Source organism: Mycolicibacterium sphagni (assembly GCF_002250655.1).
Lineage (GTDB): Bacteria > Actinomycetota > Actinomycetes > Mycobacteriales > Mycobacteriaceae > Mycobacterium > Mycobacterium sphagni.
This window is the reverse complement of the sequence record NZ_NOZR01000002.1, coordinates 48,835-72,768: the sequence shown is the minus strand read 5'-3', so window position 1 is coordinate 72,768 and position 23,934 is coordinate 48,835. Positions and strand designations below refer to the sequence as shown.

Here is a 23,934-nt window from a genome sequence, read left to right as displayed (position 1 = left end):
GTGAACGTTGCCTCGCTTCCCCAAGCCGGCCGAAGGCAGTTGGACCGAGCACTACCCCCAGCTGGGCACCGCGCCGGTGTCCTACGAGGACTCGATAAGCCCCGAGTTCTACGAAGTCGAACGTGCGGCCGTCTTCAAGCGGGCCTGGCTCAATGTGGGCCGGGTGGAGCAGATTCCGCGCACCGGTAACTACTTCACCAAGGAACTCAAGGTCGTCAACACCTCGATCATCGTGGTGCGCAACCGGGACGGGAAGGTGAACGCCTTCCACAACATCTGCCGGCACCGGGGCAACAAGCTGGTCTGGGACGATGATCCGCGCGCGGAAAGCTCGGGCACCTGCCGCCAATTCGTCTGCAAGTACCACGCCTGGCGCTATGACCTGGACGGCAACCTCACGTTCGTGCAGCAGGAAGAGGAATTCTTCGACCTCGACAAGGACCGGTACGGCTTGGTGCCGGTGCACTGCGACGTCTGGGAAGGGTTCATCTTCGTCAACTTCGCCGCGGAACCCGAACAGCCGCTGCGGGAATTCCTGGGTCCGATGATCACCGGCCTGGAGGGCTATCCGTTCGGCCGGCTGACCTCACGCTTCTCCTACCGCTCCGAGGTCAAGGCGAACTGGAAGCTGTACTTGGACGCGTTCCAGGAGTTCTACCACGCACCGGTTCTGCATGCGAACCAGTCGCCGGCCAAGTATTCGCAGGCCGCGGCCGAGGCTGGCTTCGAAGCCCCGCACTACCGCATCGACGGGCCGCACCGGCTGGTGAGCACCTCCGGGGTGCGGGTGTGGGAGATGGATTCGGAGATGCGCAAGCCGATCGAAGATATCTGCCGCAGTGGGCTTTTCGGGCCATGGGATGGACCCGATCTCGGCGAGATGCCAGCGGGGCTGAATCCCGCCAAGTGTGATCCGTGGGGTCTTGACTCATTCCAGCTGTTCCCCAACTTCGTCATTCTGATCTGGGGGCAGGGCTGGTACCTGACCTACCACTATTGGCCGACGTCGCACAACACCCACATCTTCGAGGGCTCGGCGTACTTCCCGGAGCCGCGCAGTCCGCGGGACCGCATCGCGCAGGAGTTGGCCGCCGCCTCGTTCAAGGAGTACGGCCTGCAGGATGCCAACACCCTGGAGGCCACTCAGATGATGGTCGAGTCGGGGTATGTCGACAGGTTCCCGCTCAATGACCAGGAGGTGCTGTTGCGGCACCTGCACAGGGAGACCGCCGACTGGGTCTCCGATTACCAGCGCAAGAAGGCGGGGGTGTGAGGCCGATGCCCATGCTGCCTGAGGAATTCGCCGAGCTCGAACAGTTCACGGACTGGTGCCTGCCCACTGAGTCGCAGCGCTATGCCAAGCGGCTGGGCAGCACGATGGCCGACATGCAGGCGTTCTACGACGCCATCACCCCGCGCGCCGAAGAGGCAATCGCGTTCTGCGACAAGTTCTCTCTCGACGATCTGCCCGAGGACGTGCTGAACCTGATGCACCTGCTGTACTCGATGATCATCGTGTCCTTCCCAGCGGAGTGCTGGAAGCAACCGAAGGTGCCCGATACCGGTTCTACCAGCCTCGATTGCGTCATCGAACCGGTCCCATGAGCGGGCCGCTGGTTCTGCGTGCCGCCCGATGGGCCGACATCGGGGCCGGGCAGGTGCGGTCCCCGGCGGTCGTCGTGGTCGCCGGCCATCGCATCTCGGCGGTGAATCCGACTGAACCTTTACCGGATTCCGCCACCGTCATCGACCTCGGCGACGTGACATTGCTGCCCGGGCTGATGGACATGGAGCTCAACCTGCTCATCGGCGGTCCCGGCGGCCCCGACGGACTGCCCAGCCCGATGCACGGTGTGCAGGACGATCCGGCGTACCGGACGCTGCGGGGGGCGGTGAATGCGCGAACAACGCTGGAAGCCGGGTTCACCACTGTGCGCAACCTCGGCCTGATGGTCAAGACGGGCGGCTACCTTCTCGACGTCGCGCTGCAACGCGCGATCGACCAGGGCTGGCACATCGGTCCGCGGATCTATCCGGCCGGCCACGCGGTGACTCCCTATGGCGGGCATCTGGATCCGACGGTCTTCCAGCGACTGGCTCCGGGCATCATGCCGCTGAGCGTTGCCGAGGGTATCGCCAACGGGGTGCCGGATGTGCAAGCCTGCGTGCGGTATCAGATCCGCCACGGCGCAAAGCTGATCAAGGTGTCGGCCTCCGGCGGCGTGATGTCGCACAGCACCTCGCCGGGGTCGCAGCAGTTCTCCGATGCCGAATTCGAGGCGATCGCCGACGAGGCCCACCGGGCCGGTCTTCGCGTCGCCGCACACGCGGTGGGGGACAGCGCGATCCAGGCGTGTATTCGCGCGGGCATCGACTGCATCGAACACGGCTTCCTGGCCTCCGACGAGACCATTCAGATGATGGTCGATCACGGCACGTTCCTGGTGTCCACCACGTATTTGACCGAGGCAATGGCGATCGACCGCATCGCCCCGGAACTGCGCCGCAAGGCCGAAGAGGTGTTTCCGCGGGCGAAAGCGATGCTGCCCAAGGCGATCGCCGCAGGTGTGCGGATCGCGTGCGGCAGCGACGCCCCGGCCATACCGCACGGCCAGCAGGCCAAGGAGATCTGCGCACTGGTGAATCGGGGCATGACCCCGATCCAGGCGCTGCGCGCGGCGACGATCACCAGCGCCGAGCTGATCGACGCCGACGACGAACTCGGCCGCCTCGCACCGGGCTATCTGGCCGATATCATCGCGGTACCCGGAGATCCCTCCGCCGACATCACTACGACATTGGACGTGCGATTCGTCATGAAGAACGGCGAGATTTACAAGCAGCCGGCAGCGCAATGAAGAATGGGCAAGAGAACCTCCTCTGGCTGCTCAAGCAGGCCTTCCACTACTCGGGGCACACCGTCAACGAGGCGATCAGCAAGCACGGCGTCACCAGTGCCCAAATCGGCCTGCTGCGTCAGCTCGCCGACGAGCCGGGATTGTCCGGGGCCGAACTGGGCCGCCGGCTGCTGATCAGCCCGCAGGGTGCCCAGTTGGCGTTGGCCACCCTGGAGCGCAACGGCCTCATCGAACGCAAACCCGATCCCGAGCATGGCCGCATCCAACGCGCCTACCTCACCGAGAAGGGCCGTCGCATCGTCACAGCGGCTAATGCCGACGCCGTCGCCGCCCACGATGAACTGTTCTCGGTGCTGAATCCCGAAGAACGTAAGACGTTGGCCGAGTTGCTGGTTCGCATTGTCGTGCAGGGGCACGGCGAGGTCTCGTTCACTCTGCATCCCGACGCCGACTGACCGGTTGTGGGGAGTTCTCGCACGCCATGACCGAGCGCCGAGCACCGCAGATCTCTTCTCGAAAGCAGCCCAAACAGGCCCGTTCGGCCGAACTCGTTGCAACGATCCTCGAAGCGGCCACCCAGGTCTTGACTAACGAGGGGGCCCAGCGCTTTACGACGGCGCGAGTCGCGGAGAGAGCCGGCGTCAGCGTCGGGTCGCTGTATCAATACTTCCCGAACAAAGCGGCGATCCTGTTCAGGTTGCAAAGCGACGAGTGGCAGCAGACGACGGAGATACTGCACACCATCATCGAAGACGCCCGCAAGACGCCAATCGAACGGCTCCGCGCCCTGGTTCATGCCTTCATCCGCTCGGAGTGCGAAGAGGCCCCCATGCGGGTGGCGCTCAGTGATGCGGCGCCCCTCTATCGCGACGCGCCCGAAGCGCAAGAGGCGCAAGCATCGGGTGACGCGGTCTTTCAGTCGTTCATGCACGAGTTGCTGCCCAACGCGGGTAAGCGAACTCGTACGCTCGCCGGCGACCTGATCGGGACAACACTCACGACAGTGGGAAAAGAGTTCTCCGAACGCCCCCGCACGCCCGCGGAGATCACCGCCTACGCCGAGGCGATGGCGGACATGTTCTGCGCCTACATCACCGAACTGGCCCATAGGACGCCCGAGAAAACCTGACGAACCGCTGACAGGCCCGCCGACGCTCACGCCGTCGGACGCCCCGAAATCCCAGGTGAGTCCATGCCTGCCGGTGTGCCGATCGCCGGGCTGGAATGCGAATACCAAATGCGACGAAATGATCGTATTCTTGCGGTACATCACGTTCTAGGGAGTACCACGATGAACACCCTCGCCTCCAATCCCGTTGCTGCACTGCTTGATCGCTTGTTTGCCATCGACGAAAGCGCCTCGCCTGCCAATCATCCCTCCATCCCGCAGCGCTGGAAAGACATGTCGCAGGAGCAACAGCACGCGATGGTCCGAAGCAAGACGGACTACACCGAGCTCTACCTTCTCTTGAAGGACATCCCGTTGTCGGTGTCGCGAGAGACTGGCCGCTTGCTCTACATGCTCGTGCGTAGTACCCGCGCAACTACGGTCGTGGAATTCGGTACTTCGTTCGGTCTTTCGACCATCTGCTTGGCAGCGGGCCTGCGCGACAACGGCGGGGGCCGGCTGATCACCAGCGAATTCGAGCCGTCCAAAGTGGCGCGCGCGCAAGCGAATCTCGAGGAGGCCGGTCTGGCTGAGCTGGTCGACTTCCGCGAAGGCGACGCACTCGAGACTCTCAGCGCCGGCATCCCGGACGAGGTGGACTTGCTGTTGCTCGACGGCGCCAAGCCGTTGTATCTCGACATCCTCGCCCTCATCGAACCCCGTCTGCGGGTGGGCGGCTTGGTCGTGGCGGACAATGCTGATTTCAACCCAGAGTTCTTGTCCCACATGCGCGACCCTGCGCGAGGCTATCTGACGGCGCCGTGCGGCTCGGACGTCGAACTTTCGCTGCGTGTTGGGTCGTGAACCCCGACAAGAAGGTCTTGATCTGCGGCGGCGGTGTCGCAGGGCCTGCATGCGCGTATTGGTTGAACAAGTACGGCTATACCGTCGTGGTGGCCGAGAAGGCGCCGGGCCTGAGGGACGGTGGTCAGAACGTCGACATCAAAGGGGCCGGGCAACGAGTCATCGAGAAGATGGGGCTCGTCGACGCCGTCATCGCCAAGGACACGCAGGAGCAGGGCCAGAAGTACCTCGACGCGGCTGGTCACGTAGTGGCGACCCTTCCGAAGCAGGCATTCGGTTCCCTCACAAACGATTTCGAGATACTCCGCGGTGATTTCGCTCGAATCCTGTACGACCTCACGCAGGACCAGTGTGAGTACCGATTCGATACTGTGGTCGCGTATCTCGAAGAGAAAAGTCACTGCGTGTCGGTGACTTTCGGCGACCGTACGGTCGAGGATTTCGAGTTCGTGGTATGTGCTGAGGGTATGGGCTCCTCAACCCGACAGATGGTGATGGCGCAGGAGGTGCGCTTTCGCTATCTCGGTGCCCATATGTCGTTCTTCAACATTCCGCGACGCCCCGAAGATGACCATTGGGCTCTCACCGTCAACGGCCTTGGCGGCACATTCCTCACATTGAGGCCGGGCAACGACACGGAGACGACGGTTCTCCTCACGTTTCTCGCACACGAGGATGGCACGCCCGGCGATGCTGCCGCCCCGAAAGACCTACTCCGGCGGGCCCTTGACGGACGGGGAACGATCGCCGATCGGGTGAGCTCGGAGTTGGACGCCGTCGAGGACTTCTACTTCGGGCCGATGAGCCAGGTCCACGTCTCGCGGTGGTCGAAGGGTCGGGTTGTGCTCGTGGGTGACGCCGCCTACTGCCCGACGCCGTTCACCGGATCGGGTACCGCTTTGGCCCTCGTCGGCGCATACGTCCTCGCCGGTGAGCTCTCGCGGCATCGTGATCACGCCGAAGCGTTCGTCGCCTACGAGAGGCTGGTACGTCCCTACGCCGAAGCCGCGCAGAACCAATTGACCCCGGCATTGATCCGATTCATTCACGTCAAGACCCGACTGGAGGTGGCGCTGGCGCACCTCCTGATCCGAGGGATCGCGCTCGGCGCCACGCAACGGATCGCGAAGCTGATCGCAGACCGGCGCGGGACAGAAGTGGCGGACGAGTTCGTTTTGGCGGACTACTTCTAGGCCTTGTCCGCGAAGTGCTTGATGATAATAACAAGTACTTGATATTGTGGCCCGCAATGGCAACGACAGTCAGCGGCGACGAATGTGTACGGCTGCGGATTTCCGACGTGAAGTCCGAGACCGCCGACTGTGTCTCGTTGGTCCTCGACGTGCCTTCCGATCACCGAGACCGGTTCCGTTATGTCGCGGGTCAGTACCTGACACTGCGGGTGACGGTCGGGGGCGTGGAGCACCGCCGGTGCTATTCGATGTCGTCGTCGCCGGCGCTGGCTGAGCCGCTGCGAATCACCGTCAAACGTGACCCGGGCGGGGTGGTCTCCAACTGGATCAACGACACCCTGGTAGCCGGCGCCGAGATCCACGCCGAAGCGCCTCAGGGGCGATTCGTGTTGGACTCCTCCGATCGCGACATCGTGGCCTTCGCCGGCGGCAGCGGCATCACACCGGTGTTCTCTCTGATTCGTACGGCACTGGCTACGACGCAGCGCGGGGTTCAGCTCTTCTATGCCAACCGCAGCGCGGACTCGGTGATCTTCGATGAGCCGTTGCGCGACCTCCTCGAGGAGTATGGGAACCGGATCGCGGTACACCACCATGTGGATACCGTGCGCGGCGTGGTCACCGCCGGCGTGCTGGCGGATTTCCTCGCACGTGTAGGTGATGCCGAATACTTCGTCTGCGGTCCAACCCTTTTCATGGACGCGGTCGAGGCGAGGCTGTGCGAGATGGCGGTGCCCACGGATCGTGTGCACCTGGAGCGGTTCGTCACCGCCACACCGCAGGCCGCGCCCGGCGAAACCGACGTCACCAAAGAGGTGATCATCGAACTGGATCGGCGCTCCACCACGGCGCGGTATCGGTCCGGCAACACGCTGCTGCAGACCGCGCGGCTGGCGGGCCTGAAGGCGCCGTCGTCGTGCGAAACCGGTTCGTGCGGAACGTGTATCGCCCAGGTGACCGAGGGCGCCGCGCGGATGCTGAACAACAACGCGCTCACCGACGACGAGGTCGACGACGGCTGGGTGCTGACCTGCCAGGCCATGCCCACCACCACGACGGTGCGGGTCATCTATGAGTAACAGGGGAGTGGTCGGTGTGAGTCGAGTAGCGGTGGTCACCGGCGGAGGTTCCGGCATGGGCGAAGCGACGTGCCACGAGCTGGGTCGCCGCGGCAACCAGGTCGCCGTCCTGGACCTCAACGAGACTGCGGCGCAACGCGTTGCCGAAGACCTGCGCGCGCAGGGAGTGGCCGCGATCGGCGTCGGCGCTGACGTCACCGACCGACCCGCGATGGAAGACGCGTTCGCAAAAGTGCGCTCCGAGCTGGGGCCGACGACGATCCTGGTCACCAGCGCAGGGCTGTTCGGCTTCTCGCCATTCCTGGACCTCAGCGTCGAAGCGTGGGATCGGGTTGTCGCGGTCAACCTGACGGGGACGTTCCACGCCTGCCAGCTCGCGGTGCCCGACATGCTCACCGCCGGCTGGGGGCGCATCATCATGATCTCGTCGTCGAGTGCCCAGCGGGGTTCGCCGGAAATGGCGCATTACGCCGCGTCCAAGGGCGCGGTGCTGAGCCTGACCCGGTCCTTGGCCCGTGAGTACGCCGCGCGCGGCATCACCGTCAACAACATCCCACCGTCGGGGATCGAGACGCCGATGCAGCATCAACAGCAGGCCGCCGGAATACTGCCGCCGACCGAGCAGATGGTCGCCAACATTCCGATTGGGCATATGGGCACCGGCGACGATATCGCCGCGATGGTCGGATTCTTGAGCTCAGATGAGGCCGGATTCATCACCGGTCAGACCATCGGTGTCAACGGCGGCTCAGTGATGTGAACATCGTGGCCGCGCAGACCTTGTCAGCCCTAGTCCGACACCAGTAGGAGGTTCCCATGGCAGTCACCTGGCCCAAGCCGCCGGAGGGTAGCTGGACCGAGCACTACCCCGACCTGGGCACCGGTCCGATCTCCTTCAAGGACTCCACGTCGCCAGAGTTCTACAAACTCGAAGGCGAGGCCATCTTCAAACGGGCCTGGCTCAATGTCGGCCGGGTGGAGGATGTTCCGCGCGTCGGCAGTTACTTCACCAAAGAGATCGAAATCGCCCTTGCGTCGGTGATCGTGGTCAAGGGTAGGGGCGAGAGCATCCGGGCCTTCCACAACATCTGCCGCCATCGCGGGAACAAGCTAATGTGGAACGACTATCCCAAAGAAGAGGTCAAGGGGAGCTGCCGGCAGTTCACCTGTAAGTACCACGGCTGGCGCTACGGGCTGGACGGCGCGCTGACGTTTGTGCAGCAGCAGGGGGAGTTCTTCGACCTGGACAACGCGGACTACGGCCTGAGCCCGGTGCACTGCGATGTGTGGAATGGGTTCATCTTCATCAACCTCGACCGCGAGCCCCGCCAGACGTTGCGAGAGTTCCTCGGCCCCATGGTGACCGGGATGGACGGCTATCCGTTCGACAAGCTCACCGAGCGCTACGAGTGGGTGGCCGACAACAACAGCAACTGGAAGATCTTCGCCGATGCCTTCCAAGAGTACTACCACGTGCCGTCCTTGCACCCCCAGCAGGTGCCGCCGGAGGTGCGCGTTCCCAATGCCGGCTTCACCTGCGCGCACTTCCAGATTGACGGGCCGCACCGCGTGGTGTCCACTGCGGGTACCCGGCGGTGGCTGCTTCCCCCGGAGTACATGTATCCGATCGAACTCGCCACCCAGAGTGGGCTCGTCGGGCCCTGGCGCACACCGGATCTCGGCGAGCTGCCAGCCGGCCTGAATCCAGGCGGTATCGAGCCGTGGGGCATCAGTAACTTCCAGATCTTCCCCAATATCGAGATCCTGATCTACGGCGGCTGGTATCTGCTCTACCGCTACTGGCCAACCTCCCACAACACCCACCGATTCGAGGCGTTCACCTACTTCTCGCCCGCGCGAAATGTGCGGGAACGCATTGAGCACGAGGTGGCCTCGGTAGTCCTCAAGGAGTTCGCCTTGCAGGATGCCGGCATGTTGGGCGGCACTCAGGCTGCGTTGGAAACCGGTGTCATCGATGAGTTTCCGCTCAACGACCAGGAAATCCTGGTTCGCCATCTGCATAAGTCTGTCGTCGACTGGGTCGAGGACTACCAGCGTGACACCGCAACGGCGGGGGTGTAGCGGTGTCAGACGCTATGTTGCCCAGTGCTTTTGCTGATCTCGAGCCGTTCGCCGACGTGTGGTGTCTGCCTACTGAGACGCAGCGGTGGGACCGGCGGGTGACCAGCAGCATGGCCGAGATGGAAGCGTTCTACAACGCGTTCTTCCCCCGGCTGGAAGAGGCCATCGACTACTGCGACAAGTTCTCGCTGGACGAGTTGCCCGAGGATGCCACCAACCTGCTGCACCTGATCTATTCACTGGTCATCGTGGCGATGGCGGTCGAAATCATGCACCAGCCCCGGCCCGTCGACGCGTGCGATGCCATCATGGTCCGCATCGGCGAACCCCGACCCTAGGAAGCCAGCCATGAGCACGTTGACCATCACCAAACTCACCTCAACAGTGGGCGCTGAGGTCACCGGATTGAAATCCGACGAACTCGGCGCCGACGATTCGCTGGCCGGTGTCATCTTGGAAGCGCTGGAGGACAACGGAGTTCTGGTGTTCCCCGGCCTGAACCTGGAACCGGAGGCGCAGGTCGCGTTCTGCAGCCGCCTCGGTGAGGTGGACCGGTCGTCCGACGGTCACCACCCGGTGTCCGGCATCTATCCGATCACCATGGACAAGTCGAAGAACGCTAGCGCCAATTACCTACGGGCAGCGTTCATCTGGCATATCGACGGGTGTACGCCGCTACATGACGAGTGCCCGCAGAAGGCCACGCTGCTGTCGGCCAAACAGGTGGCAGCCGAGGGCGGGGAGACTGACTTCGCCAGCGCCTATAAGGCGTACGACATGTTGAGCGACGACGACAAGGACTGGCTCGGTTCGATGCGGGTCGTGCACTCCCTGGAGGCCTCGCAGCGCCGGACCACTCCCGACCCGTCGCCGGAGGACCTGGCCCGCTGGCGTGCCCGCCCGACTCACGAGAACCCGCTGGTGTGGACCCACCGCAGCGGCCGAAAGTCGTTGGTGCTCGGCGCATCTGCCGACCACATCGTCGGCATGGACGTCGACCGGGGCCGAGCCGTCCTCGGCGACTTGCTCGAGGCTTCAACGCAGCCCGGCAATGTGTACAGCCACACCTGGTCGGTGGGGGACACTGTCATCTGGGACAACCGTGGGGTCCTGCACCGAGCGGGCCAGTACGCCGACGACTCGGGCCGATTGATGTTGCGTACAACGATATTGGGTGACGAACCCATCGAGTGAGCTGATCAGCGCCGGTTCTTGGCGAGCTCGCTCAGCATCGCGTTGTAGGCGTCGAGGTCGTCGTCATAGTGCGCGTCGGCATGCCGATCGCTGCGCACCGCGGTCCGCCGGTCTTGTCGGGCCCACTGGACCACCAGGGCCACCACGACGACGATGATCGGCAGCTCGCTGGAGCCCCACGCGATCGCACCGCCCAGATGCTGGTCGTCGTTGAGGCTCGCCAGCCACGGCAGGTCGACGTAGCGATAGAAGGTGCCCCCGATGACCGACGTCATCGTCATCGTCGCTATGCCGAAGAACGCATGGAATGGCATGACCGCGAACAACATACCGAGCCGGCCGATGAAAGGCAGTCGCTTCGGGCCGGGGTCGATACCGATGATGCCCCAGAAGAACAGGTATCCGGTGATCATGAAGTGCAGGCTCATGAGCTCGTGACCCCAGTGATAGCGCACCAGGGTGTCGAACAGCGGGGTGAAGTACACCGCGTACAGCGAGCCGACGAACAGCACGAAAGCCGTTGCGGGATGGGACAGGAACCGTGAGATCGGCGAATGCACCAACCACACCAGCCATTCCCGCGGCCCGGGTGGGTGCCCCGCGCCCGCGACAGGCTGGGCCCGTAACGCCAGGGTGATCGGCGCACCGAGGACCAGGAACACCGGGATGAACATATTCAGCGCCATGTGCTCGGACATGTGCACGCTGAACATCGCCGACCCGTAGGCACGCACACCCGAACTGGTGGCGAGCAGCAATGCCGCACAACCGAACAGCCACGCCACCAACCGCCCCGGCGGCCAGCTGTCACCCCGTCGCCGCAGCCGGATGACACCTACTACATAGGCGCCCGCCAGTAGCAGGGCCGCCACCCCGAGGAGGACGTCGAAGCGCCAGACGGTAAGGAGGCGAAGCACATTCGGGGGATCGGGCAGCTGATAGCCCAGGAACACATCCCACGCGGTGAACTGATGGGTGAGCAGGCGCGGCGCAGTCTGAATCGCCATGGCCGAGATCGCCGCCACCGCCAGCACGGCGGCCTGCGCAGCCACCGACGCGCGCCTGATGAGCAGGCTGCCCAGCAGTGCCGCTCCGGCCAGCGCTCCCAGCCGGCCATAGTCCGATCCGATGAGATGAGCCGGTGTTGCCAACAGGAACAACAGCAGCGCGCCATACGCCAGCGCCACGGCACCGGCGACGACCTCGATCACCAGAACCCGCCGGCGCAGTTCGGCTTTCGGCGGGGCGATCGCGGCGCTGACCTTGACGCCGGCCAGCACCGCCAGCGCGAGCGCGAACACGATCACCGCACTTGTCGCGTAGTCGTGGTCGGGACCCTGGCCGGCATTGCCGCTGACGGGCAGCGCGATCACTCCGACGAAGGTGGGTATCACCAGCGCGGCGTGCCACACCCAGCGCACTGTCAGCCGCAACGCAACCGTCACCATTGCGGCCACCGCCGCGGCGACGATCCAGCCGCGCGCCATCTCCGATGCGCCGAGCGCAGTTCCGAGGCCACCGCCGCTGACCAACCGGGTGACCGACAGGCCGGTGGCGTCGGCGGACTGGATCACCACCATCGCCAGCGCACTCACCAGCCACAACGGTGCCAGGCGTTCGGCCAGCAGATGCACTCGGAACGATGCCGCATCGAGCACCCCGCGTTCGTCGGGCTCGGCGGTGATCACGACGAAGACCAGAGACCCGAGGCAGATCGCGGCGGCCAGGGTGGCGGTGAAGTAACCCACCACCTCAGCGACGCTGGTCGCGGTCCCCGGATAGGAGGCACCGATCGCCGTGAAGCGGCGCTCGCCGGAGGTCACGGCGTAGACGACCAGGGCGGCGACCATGGCCAGATAACCGCCGAGGATCCATCGACCCGTCGGCCGGGCATCAGCCTGGGTCGACTCCATCGTGGAAAGTCTACGACTGGCCGTCGTAGTCGGGTCGCCTCGGTGGGAACTTTCTGGTCCGATGGTTCGACCAATGCTTTCGACCAATGCTGAAGCCCGCGAACGAACGGAGGAACAACACGGTGATCCACGATCTCGCCCTGCGATGGATCGTCACCATCCTGTTCGTCCTCGGTGCCGCGGAGTGCCTCTATGCGCTCGCCGTCGGCAACCGGCGACCCGCGACGATCATCAGCCAACTGCTGCACGTCGCGATGGCAGCGGCGATGGCGGTGATGGCCTGGCCTTGGGGCGCGGCCCTGCCGACCGTGGCACCGATGGTGTTCTTCCTGTTCGCGACAGGCTGGTTCGTCGCGGTGACGGCAAGCCCGATCGGCGCCGGTCACCGGGTCGCCGGGACGTATCACGCGCTGATGATGCTGGCGATGGCATGGATGTATGCGGTGATGAATGGTCACCTGCTGCCCGGCCAGGGTTCCTCCGTCGGCAGCGGCGCGCCCGCGCAGGTGGGGCACTCGGGGCATGCGGGGATGACCATGCCCGGCATGGCTATGCCGGGGATGGTCATGCCGATGGACGACAGCTCCGGCGGCGGGTACCCGGCCTACATCACCGTCCTGAATTGGGTGTGCACGGTCGGCTTCGCGCTCGCTGCGGGGTACTGGCTGGTCCGGTATCTCGCCATGCGCATGGACCGCGAGCCGGATGACGCCGGCCTGCCACTGGGGTTTCTGTGCCAGTCGATGATGGCCGCGGGCATGGCGATCATGTTCGGGGTCATGCTGTAGGCGCTCAGGCCGCCGAGCCGTCGGTGGGGTAGAGGTGCCCGCGCCGCCGTCCGCGAGCAGCTTTGTCGGGCAACACCACATCGGTAGTGACAGGCAGTGCATCGGATCGAGGTGACGGTCCAGACGGGCCTGCCTTGCGCCACACCAGCAGCGCCAGGACGGTTCCGGCCAGCACCGGCAGATGCGACAGGACCCGATCGAGGCTCACCGCACCCGACATCGCGTCGCTGACCACGTAGCCGGTGAGGATCGCGGTGAACACCGTCAGCACCCCGGCCAGGCCTGCGGCTGCGGCCGGCCGCACCGCGGCCACCACCATGATCACGCCCAGCGCCGCCGACCACGCCGTCGACTCGTTGAGCAGGTGCCCGCCCATCATTGCGTGATGGGCCGCCGCCGACGTCCCGATGTTGACGCCTGACGCCTGCGCGACCGCCAACCCCACCTGCAGCAGTCCGACGATCGCCAGCGTCCACCGCAACCAGGGCCTTGGCGCCCGCGACAACGTGGGCCGCTCGGTGGCCGCGGCGACGGCCGCGACCTGGGACCGGCCGGCCAGCCGACGCAACTGCTGCGTCTGCTCGACGGCTCGCGCGTACCAATCGCGGCAGTTCGCGCAGGTCGCGACATGCTCGTCGACCCGGGCGGCGGGAACGGGTTCGCGTTCGCCGTCGATCCGGGCTGACAACGCCTCCTGGGCGACATCGCAGTCCACGGTCCAATAGTCGCGTATGGAGGCCGGATTGTTCCAGCGTCCCGGGCGCGGCCGCCCGCCTGGGCTAGATTCCTAGGCATGGACGGGCCAGGAGACGAGGTCAAAGTCCAGCTCGCCTCGTCCGCGCTGGCCGACGTCGACATTCACGGCTGGACCCAGCGCTTCGACCTGTTGTCCGACCCGCACCGGCTGGAGATCCTGCTCGGGCTGCACCGGGCGCCCGGGATCTGCGTCGGCGACCTCGCCGCCGCCGTCGGACGATCAGAAAACGCTGTCTCCCAAGCCTTGCGGGTGTTGCGCCAGCAGGGCTGGGTCACCTCGACACGAGTGGGCCGACAGGCCAGCTACCGCCTGGAAGACCACACTGTGCACGACCTGTTGCACTGGATCGGTGCTGCTCACACCGAGTGATCCGGGTTAGCTAGTGCCGACGCGACGGCGGCCAGCGGGGCTCGCCGCACAACGCCAATAGCGCGTTCTCGATCACCTCGGGCAGCGCCGGGTGGATCCAGTACTGGCCGCGGGCCATGTCCTGGCCGGCCAGCCCGAAACTCATCGCCTGGATCAGCGGCTGGATCAACGACGACGCCTGGTAGCCCATGATGTGGGCGCCCAGGATCGTGCCGGAATCCTGCTCGACGATGATCTTGGCGAAACCGGTGTGGTCCTCCATCGCCCAGCCGTAGGCCACGTCGGAGTAGTCCTGCACCTTGACCTTGATGGCGTAACCGGCTGCGCGGGCCTCGTTTTCGGTCAGGCCGACCGACGCGATCTGCGGATCGGTGAACACCGCCGACGGCACGAAGCGATGATCGGAGGCCATCAGGGTCTCGGTGTCGTCCCAGGCCTGCAGCAGGTTGTGCCGCACCACCCGGGCCTCGTGGTTGGCGACGTGCTTGAGCTGATAAGGGGAGGACACGTCGCCGAGCGCGTAAACGTTACGCGCCGTGGTCCGTTGGAATTCGTCGACGACGACGAATCCGTTCTCGTCGAGTTCGACCCCGGCGAGATCGGTGTCCATCAGATCCCCGTTGGGGATCCGGCCGGTGGCCACCAGCACGGTGTCGGCTGCCACCGAGGAGCCGTCGTCGAGCTCGACGACCACCTGCGAACCCTCGCGGTGCGCACCGACCATATTGCGATGACTGCGGATCTCCCACTTCTTGCCGGCGATATCGGTGAACCGCTCACAGAGGGTGTCGTCGCAATGCGACAACATCCCGCCGCCGCGGATCACGATCGTCACGCGGGTGCCCAACGACGAGAACACGTGCGCGAACTCGGCGGCGACGAATCCGCCACCGATGATCACCAGGTGCTTGGGCAGTTCGGGGATACGCATGATGGTGTCGCTGGTGTGCACCTGCACGCCACACCCCGAGATGGCTTCCGGAATCATCGCCCGTGCGCCCGCGGCGATCACCACCTGTTCGGCGGTGAACTCTTCGCCGTTCTCGGTGCGCAGCTGGTAACCGTTCTCGGTGCGACCGGTGAAGCGAGTGTGGCTGCCGTAGACCGTCACGTTCGGCAGCGAACGGCGGTAGTGCTCGCCGCCGGCCGCCAGCGGGTCGATGCGGCCGAAGACGCGCGAGACGATGTCGTTCCAGCGCACCCCGTCGATGTGGGCGTCGACGCCGTACCGGCCGGCCTCGCGGATGGTCTGGGCCACCTCGGCGGCGTAAACGAACATCTTGGTGGGGATGCAGCCCACGTTCAGGCAGGTGCCGCCGAACACCCCCTGCTCGCAGATCGCGATCTTCTTGTCGGCGTAGTGCTCGTCGGCAATGGTGTTGCCCGAACCCGTACCGATGATCGCGATATCGAAGTGCTCCAACGACATTCCCCTTATCCCCGATCGGCGGCCGGTGCGGCCGATTCCAGATGCGCACGGTAGAAATCCAGCCAGCTGGACAGGTCGCGATACGACTGGACCCTCGGCTCGGTCAGCGACAGGAACACGTCGTGCTTGGCGTCACGGATCGGAACGACGGTCGTGCGGTTGCCGATACAGCCCGCCCAGCGTGCGATCTGGGTGACGTCGAGTACGGCGTCGCCGCGCTGCATCGCAGACGCGTCGGCGCTCTCGGTCACGCTGTGGTCGGAACGCAGGATCAGATTCGGCACACCCACATCCAGCCCGCGATGCAGCGTGGCATGGCCACGGCGGATCGCATGGATCCAGCCGAACGTCACCGGGAAACCGCCCAGCGGCTTCCACTGCAGGTTGTAGTCGAACTCGCCGTCGTAGTCGCGGTGCAGCGTCAACCCGTAGCCGCCCTTGGTGGTGCCGCGCACCACCCTGGTCTTGCGCACCCGCGACATCGCGCCGATCGCCGTCGACGTCAGCAGGGTGCGCAGGATCGCCGGGCCGTGCAAGTCCAGCCACGGGCTGTTGAGCACCAGACCGGCAAGCGAGAGCGCCGCCGTCGCGTTGCGGCGACGCACCCGGTTGAGCCACAGCGACACGATCAGCCCGCCCGCGGAGTGGCCGTACACCAGGATCTTGGTGCCTGGGTTTTCGGCGGCGATGATCGCGACCGCCTGTTCCAGCTCACGGTCGTAGCGGGCGAGGTCGGTGGTGAAGTGTGGGGTTTGACCGTCGCGCCAGGACCGGCCGCACTTGTGTTGGTCCAGCGCATAGAACCGGAATCCGGCGGCCGCGAAGTGGTCGGCCAGTTCGGTGTTGAAGAAGTAGTCGGTGAATCCGTGCACCGCCAGGACGGTGTGGGCGGCCGGTGCGCCGCCCGCGGGCCGTACCAGCGTGGCGAAGAGATCGCCTTCGCCGTCGGGGTCCGGCCCCAAGGCCAAGGAGGCCTGTTGATAGCCGGGAAGGACATCGTCGGCCCATTCGGCCTGCGCTGCCGTCACAGGCCTTACCTTAGTAGCGACGATGCCCAGGGGTGTGGCGCTGGCGACTCTCCCGAATAACTGAGTCTTAGTCGGGATAACCTGACTGTTGATACAGCTGTTACGAGTGAAGGACGGCGAGACGGTGTCTGATAACACCAAGACCGACGTGGTGCTGGTTGGCGCGGGAATCATGAGCGCGACCTTGGGTGCCCTGCTGAGACTGGTTCAACCGGATTGGTCGATCACGCTGGTCGAGCGCCTCGACGCTGCGGCGGCTGAGAGCTCCGATCCGTGGAACAACGCGGGCACCGGCCACTCAGCGCTGTGTGAGCTCAACTACACGCCGGAAAAGGCCGACGGCACGATCGACATCGCCAAGGCCATCAACGTCAACGAACAGTTCCAGGTCACCCGGCAGTTCTGGAGCTATGCGCACGAGAACGGCATCCTGCCCGACATTCGCAGCTTCCTGAACCCCATCCCGCACGTCAGCTTCGTGCAGGGCACCGACCACGTCGACTACCTGCGCCGTCGCCGCGACACCCTGGTGCGCAATCCGTTGTTCGCCACGATGGAGTTCATCGACGACCGCGACGAATTCACGCGGCGCCTGCCGCTGATGGCCAAGGGCCGTGACTTCTCCGAGCCGGTTGGGCTGAACTGGACCACCGACGGCACCGACGTCGACTTCGGGTCGCTGACCCGTCAGCTGCTCGGCTACGGCACCGAACGCGGGATGACCACGCTGTTCGGCCATGACGTGACTGACCTGCACAAGGAATCCGACGGCGGCTGGACGGTCAAGATCCACAATCGGCGCACCGGTCAGAAGCGCAAGCTGTCGGCCAAGTTCGTGTTCGTCGGTGCCGGCGGCGGTGCTCTTCCGCTGCTGCAAAAGGCCGGCATCCCCGAGGCCAAGGGCTACGGCGGGTTCCCGGTCAGCGGACAGTGGCTGCGCACCGGCAACGCCGAGCTGGCCGCCGCGCACCAGGCCAAGGTGTACGGCCTGCCGCCGCTGGGCGCCCCGCCGATGTCGGTGCCGCACTTGGATACTCGCGTCATCAATGGCCGTTCGTGGCTGCTGTTCGGCCCGTTCGCCGGCTGGTCGCCGAAGTTCCTCAAGGAAGGCAAGATCACCGATCTGCCGCTGTCGGTGAAGCCCAACAACCTTGCCTCGATGATCGGTGTAGGGCTCACCGAGATGGGCCTGCTTAAGTACCTCATCGGTCAGCTGGCGCTGTCCGAGGCCGCCCGGGTCGACAACCTGCGCGACTTCGCCCCCACCGCAAGAGATTCCGACTGGGAGCTCGATATCGCCGGCCAGCGCGTGCAGGTGATCCGCCGCGACGCCAAGAAGCTCGGTGTGCTCGAATTCGGCACCACGGTGCTGGCGGCCGGCGACGGTTCCATCGCCGGCCTGCTTGGCGCATCCCCGGGCGCCTCCACCGCAGTCCCGGCGATGATCGAGGTGCTGGAACGCTGTTTCCCCGATCGCTACCAGGGCTGGGTGCCCAAGCTCAAGGAGATGGTGCCGTCGCTCGGCGTCAAGCTCTCGGAGAACCCGGCACTGTTCGACGAGGTGTGGGCGCACGGTTCCAAGGTGCTCGGGCTGGGCAACGGGGCCGCCGGCCGCGCCGCCCTTGCCGCCGGGCCGGATACCGCTTCCGTCGCTTCGGGTTCCGTCGCTTCGGGTTCCGGTAGCCCGGAACCTGCGGGGGTGGTGTGACGGTCGCCTTGCGCCGCTCCTGGGCCAAGGACCTCGACGCGGCCACCCTTTATGAGCTGCTGAAGCTACGGGTCGAGGTGTTCGTGGTGGAGCAGGCCTGCCCGTATCCGGAGCTCGACGGCCGTGACCTGCTGGCCGAGACCCGTCACTTCTGGCTCGAGCAGTCCGACAACACGGTGATCGCCACGCTGCGGCTGATGGAAGAGCACGCCGGCGGGGAGAAGAGCTTCCGCATCGGCCGGGTGTGCACCCAGCGTGCCGCGCGGGGCCATGGCCACACCACCCGGCTGCTGCAGGCCGCGATCGCCGAAGTCGGCGACTACGTATGCCGGATCGACGCCCAGACCTACCTCGCGGACATGTATGCCCGGCACGGCTTCGTCCCAGCCGGGGACGAATTCGTCGAAGACGGTATCCCGCATGTGCCGATGGTGCGGCGCACCACCGGAGCCGCTTGGCCGGCGACATCGGATACCGCCGCCGAAGCCGAACAGCCGTGAGCGCGCCCGCTTTTCCGTTCAGCGCGATCGTCGGCCACGACCAGCTGCGGCTGGCCCTCGTACTCTGTGCGGTACGCCCGGAGATCGGCGGGGTGCTGATCCGCGGCGAGAAGGGCACCGCGAAGTCGACGGCGGTACGAGCCCTGGCCGAAGTGCTGACCCAGGTCGATTCCGGTGCGCGGCTGGTCGAGTTGCCGATTGGGGCGACCGAGGACAGGGTGGTGGGTTCGCTGGATCTGCAGAAGGTCCTGCGCGACGGCGAACACGCGTTCTCGCCGGGTCTGCTGGCCCGCGCGCACGGCGGCGTGCTCTACGTCGACGAGGTCAACCTGCTGCACGACCACCTGGTCGACATCATGCTCGATGCGGCCGCCATGGGCCGGGTGCACATCGAGCGGGACGGGATATCGCACTCCCACGAGGCACGCTTCGTGCTGATCGGCACCATGAATCCCGAAGAGGGCGAACTGCGTCCGCAATTGCTGGACCGTTTCGGGCTGACGGTCGACGTGCACGCCTCCCGCGATGTGGCGGTGCGCAGCGAGGTGATTCGTCAGCGGCTGGCGTACGAGGCCGACCCGGTCGACTTCGCCGCACGACACACCGAGCAGGACACCGAGCTGGCTCGTCGTATCGCCGCCGCGCGATCGCGGGTGGCCGACGTGGTGCTTCCCGACGCAGAACTGAACCGGATCGCGGCGCTGTGCGCGGCGTTCGACGTCGACGGCATGCGCGCAGATCTCGTGGTGGCGCGCACCGCTGTGGCGCACGCGGCCTGGCGGGGCGCAGAAGCTGTGGCCCAGGAAGACATTCGGGTGGCCGCCGAGCTGGCCCTGCCGCATCGGCGTAGACGTGACCCGTTCGATGATCCCGGTCTCGACCCGGCACAGCTCGACGAGGCGTTGGCCGCCACCGACAGCGGCCCCGAGCCGGAGCCCGACCCCGATCCGTCCGGCGGCGGGCAGTCGGTTGACGGATCGGCCGAACCATCAGCGCCGCAAGGTAATTCATCGTCCTCGCCGCGCCCCTCGGCACCACCGGCCGCGACGTTTCGAACCCGCGCGCTGACCGTGCCCGGAGTGGGGGAGGGCAACCCCGGCCGGCGCTCGCGCGCGCGCAACCGATCGGGGGCGGTGATCACTGCCACCGACGCCCCCGGCCAGGGCCACGGATTGCATTTGTTCGCCACCGTGCTCAACGCCGCGGGCAACGGCCGGCTGCGCCCGCAGCCCGAGGATGTGCGCCGGGCGGTCCGGGTGGGCCGGGAAGGCAACCTGGTGATCTTCGTGGTCGACGCGTCGGGGTCGATGGCCGCGCGGGACCGGATGTCCGCAGTGTCCGGGGCCGCGCTGTCGCTGTTGCGCGACGCATATCAGCGCCGCGACAAGGTCGCCGTGATCACCTTCCGGCAGGACGGCGCCCGGGTCCTGCTGCCCCCGACGGGGTCGGCACATATCGCCTCGCGCAGGCTGACCCGGTTCGACACCGGGGGGACCACGCCACTGGCACAGGGACTTTTGGCCGCCCGCGACGTCGTGGTTCGTGAGCGGGTCAGGGACCGGACCCGACGCCCGCTGGTGGTCGTGCTCACCGACGGCAGGGCCACCGGTGGTCCTGATCCGCTGGGGCGCAGCCGCTCTGCAGCTCGCCGTCTGGTGGCTGAGGGGGCCGCCGCGGTGGTGGTCGACTGCGAAACGTCCTATGTCCGGCTCGGCTTGGCGGCTGATCTGGCCGAGCATCTGGATGCCCCGCTGCTGCAGTTGGAGCAGCTGCGCGCAGACTATCTGGCACAGGCTTTGCGTCGCGCGGCCTGATTGTTGGAAGGGGACCATCCATGCCGCAGGGCCAGCCCGTCGCCGTACCCGATGACGGCCTGACCACCCGAGCCCGCCGCAACACCCCGGTGCTCGCGGTCCACACCGGTCCCGGCAAGGGCAAGTCGACCGCGGCATTCGGAATGGCGTTGCGGGCGTGGAACGCCGGTATGAGCGTGGCGGTGTTCCAATTCGTCAAGAGTGCCAAGTGGAAGGTCGGCGAAGAGTCGGCGTTCGCCGCGCTGGGCCGGCTCAACGCCGAGCAGGGTCTCGGCGGTGCGGTCGAATGGCACAAGATGGGTAAGGGGTGGTCGTGGATACGCCAGCCCCGTAAGTCCGATTCCCCAGACGACCACGCCATTGCTGCCGCCGATGGCTGGACCGAAATCGCCGGGCGGCTGGCCGAACAGCGGCACGACTTCTACGTCCTCGACGAGTTCACCTACCCGCTGAAGTGGGGCTGGGTTGCCGTGGATGACGTAGTCGACGTGCTCCTTAACCGGCCGGGTGCTCAGCATGTGGTGATCACCGGCCGCGACGCCCCGCAGCGGCTGATCGACGCTGCGGACCTGGTGACCGAGATGAGATGCGTCAAACACCCGATGGACGCCGGCCGCAAGGGCCAGCGCGGCATTGAGTGGTAAGCACAATGAGCAGCGTCCCCGCCGTCGTGATCGGCGCCCCCGCATCGGGGAGCGGGAAGACCACAGTCGCAACCGGTTTGATCGGCGCGCTGCGGGCGGCCGGACATCGAGTGGCGCCGTTCAAAGTCGGCCCCGACTTCATCGACCCTGGCTACCACGCGCTCGCCGCGGGCCGGCCGGGCCGCAACCTTGACCCGGTCCTGGTCGGTGAAGAGCTGATCGGCCCGCTGTACCGGCACGGCGCCCGCGACGCCGACATCGCCGTGATCGAAGGTGTGATGGGCCTTTTCGACGGCCGCATCGACGAGCAGATCGTCACCCCGGCCCGCGGCTCGACCGCGCACGTCGCCGAGCTACTGGGCGCGCCGGTGCTGCTGGTCGTCGACGCGCGCGGCCAGAGTCACAGTATCGCCGCTGTGCTGCAAGGGTTTTCCACCTTTCATCCCGGTGTTCACATCGGTGGGGTGATCCTCAACCGGATCGGCACCACCCGCCACGAACACATCCTGCGGCAGGCCTGCGAGGCGGTCGGGGTGCCGGTGCTCGGCGCGATACCGCGGCACGACGAATTGTCGGTGCCCTCCCGGCATCTGGGTCTGGTGACGGCCGTCGAACATGGTGCGCAGGCATATACCGCGGTTGACGCGATGACCACGCTGATCGCCCGCCACGTCGACCTGGCCGCCGTCGTCGCGCTCGGCGGCTCGCGGGTGTCTGCGGCAACCTGGGCGCCCGACGATGTCGTCGGTGAACCCGCGGAAGGCAGCCCCGTGGTGGCCGTCGCCGCCGGTAAGGCCTTCAGCTTCGGCTATGCCGAATACCCCGAACTGCTCCGCGCCGCTGGCGCCGGCGTCGTCGAATTCGACCCGCTCACGCAAACACTGCCCGCGCACACCACGGCGCTGGTGCTGCCTGGTGGCTTTCCCGAGCAACACCTGGGTGAGTTGTCGGCCAATGCCGAACTGCGCACCCAGATCCGCGAACTGGCCCGTCGCGCACCCGTGCACGCCGAATGCGGCGGACTGGCCTATCTGATGGACGACCTGGACGGTCACCCGATGTGCGGGGTGCTGGCCGGTTCGGCCCGGTTCACCCAGCGGCTGACCCTGGGCTACCGCGACGCTGTGGCGTTGGCCGAATCGTCACTGCACCCGGCGGGACAGCGCGTCGTCGGCCACGAATTCCACCGCACCACAGCCGAATTCGTCGGTGGATTCGACCCGGCCTGGGCGTTCCGGGGGCGTGACCGCCAGCCGGTGCGCGAAGGCGCGGTGTGTGCGGGGGTGCACGCTTCATATCTGCACACCCATCCTGTTGCCCAGCCGCGCTCGGTCGCACGGTTTGTTCAACACGCGGCCGCATTCACTAAGCTCGCCCGGTGACCGAGAACGCCTACCTCGTCGGCCTGAAGCTGGCCGGTAAGAAGGTCGTGGTGATCGGCGGCGGGACGGTCGCCCAACGACGCCTACCGCTGCTCATCGCAAGCGATGCCGACGTACACGTGATCGCCCGCGCCGCGACTCCGGCGGTGGAAGTCCTGTCCTCCCAGAAGCCGGGTATCACGTTGGCATTGCGGGACTATCGCGACGGCGACCTCGAGGGCGCCTGGTATGCCATCGCCGCGACCGACGACGCGGACGTCAACGCGGCCATCGTCGCCGAGGCCGACCGGCGTCAGATCTTCTGTGTGCGCGCCGACGTCGCCAGAGAAGGCTCGGCCGTCACCCCGGCTTCGTTCGACCACGACGGGTTGGTGATCGGCGTGCTGGCCGGCGGGGAACACCGCCGCTCGGCGGCCATCCGCTCCGCCATCCACGAAGCGTTCCAGCAGGGGCTGATCGCAGCCGAAACGGCCGACGCGACGCCCGGCACCGTCGCGCTGGTGGGCGGCGGGCCCGGTGACCCCGAGCTGATCACCGTCCGCGGCCGCCGGCTGCTGGCCCGTGCCGACGTCGTCGTCGCCGACCGGCTGGCCCCACCGGAGCTGCTCGCCGAACTCGGGCCGCACGTCGAAGTGATCGACGCCGCCAAGATTCCCTACGGGCGGGCGATGGCTCAGGAAGCGATAAACGACGTTCTTATAGAACGGGCCCGGCAGGGCCGCTTCGTCGTGCGCCTCAAAGGCGGAGATCCGTTCGTCTTCGCCCGCGGATATGAGGAAGTTCTCGCCTGCGCCGAGGCCGGAATACCGGTCACAGTGGTGCCGGGTGTGACCAGTGCCATATCGGTGCCCGCGATGGCCGGGGTTCCGGTCACCCACCGGGCGGTCAATCACGAATTTGTGGTGGTCAGCGGCCATTTAGCACCTGACCATCCGGAATCGTTAGTGAATTGGAATGCATTGGCCCAATTGTCGGGAACGATAGTTTTGCTGATGGCGGTCGAACGCATCGAATTGTTCGCAGACGCCCTGACCGCAGGCGGTCGACCTGCGGAAACGCCGGTTCTGGTGGTGCAGCACGGAACAACAGCCGCTGAACGGATTGTGCGGACCACGCTGCGGGACGCGCCGGAGCGCATAAAAGCTGACGGAATTCGGCCGCCGGCGATCATCGTCATCGGTCCCGTCGTAGGACTGAGCGACCTTCGGCGCTTATAGATTCCTT

General features: G+C 66.1%; 24 protein-coding genes. 20 read left to right on the top strand and 4 right to left on the bottom strand.

The window, feature by feature from the left end:
* Positions 1–7: 7 nt before the first annotated feature.
* The 12 genes from CG716_RS02375 (at position 8) to CG716_RS02320 (ending at position 10,378) form a co-directional block, all read left to right on the top strand.
* The gene (locus CG716_RS02375) at positions 8–1,273 is read left to right on the top strand and encodes an aromatic ring-hydroxylating oxygenase subunit alpha (protein ID WP_094476106.1); all 1,266 of its coding nucleotides are present in this window, start codon (positions 8–10) and stop codon (positions 1,271–1,273) included.
* Positions 1,270–1,605: a hypothetical protein gene (locus CG716_RS02370; protein ID WP_207760555.1), complete on the top strand. Its 336-nt coding sequence runs from the start codon at positions 1,270–1,272 to the stop codon at positions 1,603–1,605. The genes CG716_RS02375 and CG716_RS02370 overlap by 4 nt, the downstream gene beginning before the upstream one ends.
* Positions 1,602–2,858, top strand: a complete 1,257-nt coding sequence (locus tag CG716_RS02365; RefSeq protein ID WP_094476102.1) for a metal-dependent hydrolase family protein — start codon at positions 1,602–1,604, stop codon at positions 2,856–2,858. Before CG716_RS02370 ends, CG716_RS02365 begins: the two co-directional genes overlap by 4 nt.
* Positions 2,855–3,313, top strand: a complete 459-nt coding sequence (locus CG716_RS02360; RefSeq protein ID WP_094476100.1) for a MarR family winged helix-turn-helix transcriptional regulator — start codon at positions 2,855–2,857, stop codon at positions 3,311–3,313. The genes CG716_RS02365 and CG716_RS02360 overlap by 4 nt, the downstream gene beginning before the upstream one ends.
* A 26-nt stretch (positions 3,314–3,339) precedes the next feature.
* Positions 3,340–3,987, top strand: coding sequence for a TetR/AcrR family transcriptional regulator (locus CG716_RS02355; protein ID WP_094476098.1), 648 nt, complete (start codon positions 3,340–3,342; stop codon positions 3,985–3,987).
* 162 nt (positions 3,988–4,149) lie between these two features.
* Positions 4,150–4,830: an O-methyltransferase gene (locus CG716_RS02350; RefSeq protein ID WP_094476096.1), complete on the top strand. Its 681-nt coding sequence runs from the start codon at positions 4,150–4,152 to the stop codon at positions 4,828–4,830.
* Complete coding sequence (locus CG716_RS02345) at positions 4,827–6,023, top strand: FAD-dependent monooxygenase (protein ID WP_165774002.1); 1,197 nt, start codon at positions 4,827–4,829, stop codon at positions 6,021–6,023. The genes CG716_RS02350 and CG716_RS02345 overlap by 4 nt, the downstream gene beginning before the upstream one ends.
* A 56-nt stretch (positions 6,024–6,079) precedes the next feature.
* Positions 6,080–7,102: a ferredoxin--NADP reductase gene (locus CG716_RS02340; protein ID WP_094476092.1), complete on the top strand. Its 1,023-nt coding sequence runs from the start codon at positions 6,080–6,082 to the stop codon at positions 7,100–7,102.
* Positions 7,095–7,862 (top strand): SDR family NAD(P)-dependent oxidoreductase, encoded by a 768-nt coding sequence (locus CG716_RS02335; RefSeq protein ID WP_207760554.1) that lies wholly within the window; start codon positions 7,095–7,097, stop codon positions 7,860–7,862. Before CG716_RS02340 ends, CG716_RS02335 begins: the two co-directional genes overlap by 8 nt.
* A gap of 56 nt (positions 7,863–7,918) precedes the next feature.
* The gene (locus CG716_RS02330; protein WP_094476088.1) at positions 7,919–9,184 is read left to right on the top strand and encodes an aromatic ring-hydroxylating oxygenase subunit alpha; all 1,266 of its coding nucleotides are present in this window, start codon (positions 7,919–7,921) and stop codon (positions 9,182–9,184) included.
* Between the two features lie 14 nt (positions 9,185–9,198).
* Positions 9,199–9,522, top strand: coding sequence for a hypothetical protein (locus CG716_RS02325; RefSeq protein ID WP_094476086.1), 324 nt, complete (start codon positions 9,199–9,201; stop codon positions 9,520–9,522).
* Between the two features lie 10 nt (positions 9,523–9,532).
* The gene (locus CG716_RS02320; RefSeq protein ID WP_094476084.1) at positions 9,533–10,378 is read left to right on the top strand and encodes a TauD/TfdA dioxygenase family protein; all 846 of its coding nucleotides are present in this window, start codon (positions 9,533–9,535) and stop codon (positions 10,376–10,378) included.
* A 5-nt stretch (positions 10,379–10,383) separates the two neighbouring features.
* On the opposite strand, the gene CG716_RS02315 is transcribed toward CG716_RS02320, so the two are convergent.
* A complete protein-coding gene (locus tag CG716_RS02315) occupies positions 10,384–12,291 on the bottom strand; it encodes a cytochrome c oxidase assembly protein (RefSeq protein WP_094476082.1) in 1,908 nt (635 codons plus the stop codon).
* Between the two features lie 122 nt (positions 12,292–12,413).
* On the opposite strand from CG716_RS02315, the gene CG716_RS02310 reads away from it, so the two are divergent.
* Positions 12,414–13,079 carry a DUF5134 domain-containing protein gene (locus CG716_RS02310; protein ID WP_094476580.1) on the top strand — a complete coding sequence of 222 codons (666 nt, stop codon included), beginning with the start codon at positions 12,414–12,416 and terminating at the stop codon, positions 13,077–13,079.
* A gap of 4 nt (positions 13,080–13,083) precedes the next feature.
* Here the strand turns inward: CG716_RS02310 and CG716_RS02305 are convergent, their stop codons facing one another.
* Positions 13,084–13,794, bottom strand: coding sequence for a zf-HC2 domain-containing protein (locus tag CG716_RS02305; protein WP_094476080.1), 711 nt, complete (start codon positions 13,792–13,794; stop codon positions 13,084–13,086).
* Positions 13,795–13,872: 78 nt separating this feature from the next.
* Here CG716_RS02305 and CG716_RS02300 point away from each other — a divergent pair, with 78 nt between their 5' ends.
* Positions 13,873–14,205 carry an ArsR/SmtB family transcription factor gene (locus tag CG716_RS02300; RefSeq protein WP_094476078.1) on the top strand — a complete coding sequence of 111 codons (333 nt, stop codon included), beginning with the start codon at positions 13,873–13,875 and terminating at the stop codon, positions 14,203–14,205.
* 10 nt (positions 14,206–14,215) lie between these two features.
* Here the strand turns inward: CG716_RS02300 and mtr are convergent, their stop codons facing one another.
* Together mtr and CG716_RS02290 are read right to left on the bottom strand one after the other, a co-directional pair.
* Positions 14,216–15,628: a mycothione reductase gene (mtr, locus tag CG716_RS02295; RefSeq protein ID WP_094476578.1), complete on the bottom strand. Its 1,413-nt coding sequence runs from the start codon at positions 15,626–15,628 to the stop codon at positions 14,216–14,218.
* A gap of 11 nt (positions 15,629–15,639) precedes the next feature.
* A complete protein-coding gene (locus CG716_RS02290; RefSeq protein WP_094476076.1) occupies positions 15,640–16,662 on the bottom strand; it encodes an alpha/beta hydrolase in 1,023 nt (340 codons plus the stop codon).
* 124 nt (positions 16,663–16,786) lie between these two features.
* Between CG716_RS02290 and mqo the strand changes: the two genes are divergently transcribed.
* The 6 genes from mqo to cobA are packed head-to-tail and all read left to right on the top strand — an operon-like array spanning position 16,787 to position 23,927.
* The gene (gene mqo, locus CG716_RS02285; protein ID WP_094476576.1) at positions 16,787–18,370 is read left to right on the top strand and encodes a malate dehydrogenase (quinone); all 1,584 of its coding nucleotides are present in this window, start codon (positions 16,787–16,789) and stop codon (positions 18,368–18,370) included.
* Positions 18,367–18,870: a GNAT family N-acetyltransferase gene (locus CG716_RS02280; protein WP_094476074.1), complete on the top strand. Its 504-nt coding sequence runs from the start codon at positions 18,367–18,369 to the stop codon at positions 18,868–18,870. Before mqo ends, CG716_RS02280 begins: the two co-directional genes overlap by 4 nt.
* Positions 18,867–20,684 (top strand): VWA domain-containing protein, encoded by a 1,818-nt coding sequence (locus CG716_RS02275; RefSeq protein ID WP_094476072.1) that lies wholly within the window; start codon positions 18,867–18,869, stop codon positions 20,682–20,684. Before CG716_RS02280 ends, CG716_RS02275 begins: the two co-directional genes overlap by 4 nt.
* Positions 20,685–20,704: 20 nt before the next feature.
* Positions 20,705–21,328: a cob(I)yrinic acid a,c-diamide adenosyltransferase gene (gene cobO, locus CG716_RS02270; RefSeq protein WP_094476070.1), complete on the top strand. Its 624-nt coding sequence runs from the start codon at positions 20,705–20,707 to the stop codon at positions 21,326–21,328.
* Between the two features lie 5 nt (positions 21,329–21,333).
* Complete coding sequence (locus CG716_RS02265) at positions 21,334–22,710, top strand: cobyrinic acid a,c-diamide synthase CobB (RefSeq protein ID WP_094476068.1); 1,377 nt, start codon at positions 21,334–21,336, stop codon at positions 22,708–22,710.
* Positions 22,707–23,927: a uroporphyrinogen-III C-methyltransferase gene (gene cobA / locus CG716_RS02260; RefSeq protein ID WP_094476066.1), complete on the top strand. Its 1,221-nt coding sequence runs from the start codon at positions 22,707–22,709 to the stop codon at positions 23,925–23,927. The genes CG716_RS02265 and cobA overlap by 4 nt, the downstream gene beginning before the upstream one ends.
* The last annotated feature ends 7 nt before the right edge of the window (positions 23,928–23,934 follow it).

Bases quoted from the DNA above. Each gene is read 5' to 3' on its own strand.
- CG716_RS02365 (WP_094476102.1), top strand. From the start codon at position 1,602: ATGAGCGGGCCGCTGGTTCTGCGTGCCGCCCGATGGGCCGACATCGGG.
- CG716_RS02360 (WP_094476100.1), top strand. From the start codon at position 2,855: ATGAAGAATGGGCAAGAGAACCTCCTCTGGCTGCTCAAGCAGGCCTTC.
- CG716_RS02355 (WP_094476098.1), top strand. From the start codon at position 3,340: ATGACCGAGCGCCGAGCACCGCAGATCTCTTCTCGAAAGCAGCCCAAA.
- CG716_RS02350 (WP_094476096.1), top strand. From the start codon at position 4,150: ATGAACACCCTCGCCTCCAATCCCGTTGCTGCACTGCTTGATCGCTTG.
- CG716_RS02340 (WP_094476092.1), top strand. From the start codon at position 6,080: ATGGCAACGACAGTCAGCGGCGACGAATGTGTACGGCTGCGGATTTCC.
- CG716_RS02335 (WP_207760554.1), top strand. From the start codon at position 7,095: ATGAGTAACAGGGGAGTGGTCGGTGTGAGTCGAGTAGCGGTGGTCACC.
- CG716_RS02330 (WP_094476088.1), top strand. From the start codon at position 7,919: ATGGCAGTCACCTGGCCCAAGCCGCCGGAGGGTAGCTGGACCGAGCAC.
- CG716_RS02325 (WP_094476086.1), top strand. From the start codon at position 9,199: ATGTTGCCCAGTGCTTTTGCTGATCTCGAGCCGTTCGCCGACGTGTGG.
- CG716_RS02320 (WP_094476084.1), top strand. From the start codon at position 9,533: ATGAGCACGTTGACCATCACCAAACTCACCTCAACAGTGGGCGCTGAG.
- CG716_RS02315 (WP_094476082.1), bottom strand. From the start codon at position 12,291: ATGGAGTCGACCCAGGCTGATGCCCGGCCGACGGGTCGATGGATCCTC.
- CG716_RS02300 (WP_094476078.1), top strand. From the start codon at position 13,873: ATGGACGGGCCAGGAGACGAGGTCAAAGTCCAGCTCGCCTCGTCCGCG.
- cobO (WP_094476070.1), top strand. From the start codon at position 20,705: ATGCCGCAGGGCCAGCCCGTCGCCGTACCCGATGACGGCCTGACCACC.
- CG716_RS02265 (WP_094476068.1), top strand. From the start codon at position 21,334: ATGAGCAGCGTCCCCGCCGTCGTGATCGGCGCCCCCGCATCGGGGAGC.